This is a genomic window from Saccharopolyspora sp. NPDC000995, from assembly GCF_053599315.1.
Genome location: NZ_JBSFLZ010000344.1, coordinates 1 through 1,294, shown reverse-complemented (window position 1 = coordinate 1,294; position 1,294 = coordinate 1). Strand labels below are relative to the sequence as shown.

General features: G+C 61.1%; 1 protein-coding gene. It reads right to left on the bottom strand.

Going from position 1 to position 1,294, the window contains the following annotated elements; all coding sequences use genetic code 11:
- Window positions 1-1,294: hypothetical protein (locus ACWDKQ_RS36240; RefSeq protein ID WP_450143251.1), on the bottom strand; the 1,294-nt coding region annotated here is incomplete at both ends.

Genomic DNA, 1,294 nt, shown 5'->3' with positions numbered 1-1,294 from the left:
GGCAGCGTACAAACCGTCCACCGCATCTTGACCTTGTTCGTCGGCCACCTGCCGCAACGCCCTACCGGCCTCCGCGAACCTGCGCTTTACCGAACGAACCCTAGAAATAACGCGCAACGCTGGATCATCATCGACCCCACGCACCATCGAGACCGCAACGGCCCCAACCTCCGCCTGATTCCCAGCACCAACCTCCTGCCAACGCGCCTCTTCCACTCTCACCGCCTCGAACGCATCGCGAAGCAAACCACTCACCATCACGCCGATATCAGGGTCACCGGCCAGATAACCGGCCAGTTCCGCACGCACCTCCTGAGCACCGTGCAAGTCACCCGGATTCTCACCCAACCACTGCGCCAGCACATTCCGGAACCGCCACGACACCCTCAGCGGCCCCAAAATCCCGTCCGCATCAGCCAACAACCGGTCCACAGCTTCACGACCCACGATGCCGCCCCACTCATGCATCTGCGCCGCGGCCCGCTCGTACCGCTCATTCCAGTCCTGCAACAACGCCTGCGCATCCCCTATACGACCGCCATGCGTCAGCGGCCGATGCGGGACCGCATTCCGCGATGGATCATCCTGCATTCCCCCGAAGTCCCGGTCCGCGTCAGCGAACGTCTGGCCCACCGGATCTGGACCATGCAGAGCCCCCCACTGCCGTAACCCGCCGTCTGCTGTCTCGAAACTATCCCGCATTTCCGGTATCAGGTTATTTGGCAGCCGTTCCCGCAACTGCTGAACAGCAGCGACAACTTCCTCTACCCGGCTGCGGATCGCGTCCAAACGCACCCCACCTAGATCCAACCACTCCGCAATCTTGGCGTCATATACGTTCCACAGGTCAGTATCCGCCTCCGCCTCCACCAAGACCCGCCGCAGAGACCCCACCTCAGCTTCCAAATCGGAGATCAGCTGCGTCTTGACATCATCGATAACCGAGCCAACCCAATTCCTAGATCTGTTGAATCGATCCTCCAAATCGGCGACGGTGTAATTCCCGCGAAGCACTTCCTCAAATGCTGCGTTTCGCAGCACCCGGTTGACAGCGTCATAGTCCAGCAAACCACTAAGCGCCATGCCAACCGCCATGCGTCGCCGATGCAGCTGCTGTGCTTCAGCGTACTTGTTCGCAGGCTCCTGGGGCACCGTGGCGGAAAGCAAGGCGTCGGCAGCACTCGTGTCCGCACCGTCGCTGAGGTCACCAGCCAGGTAACTGACCAGTTCCCACCGCAACTGCAACTGCTGATCATCCCGCGGGTTCGTCATCAACTCGTGTGCCATCACATCC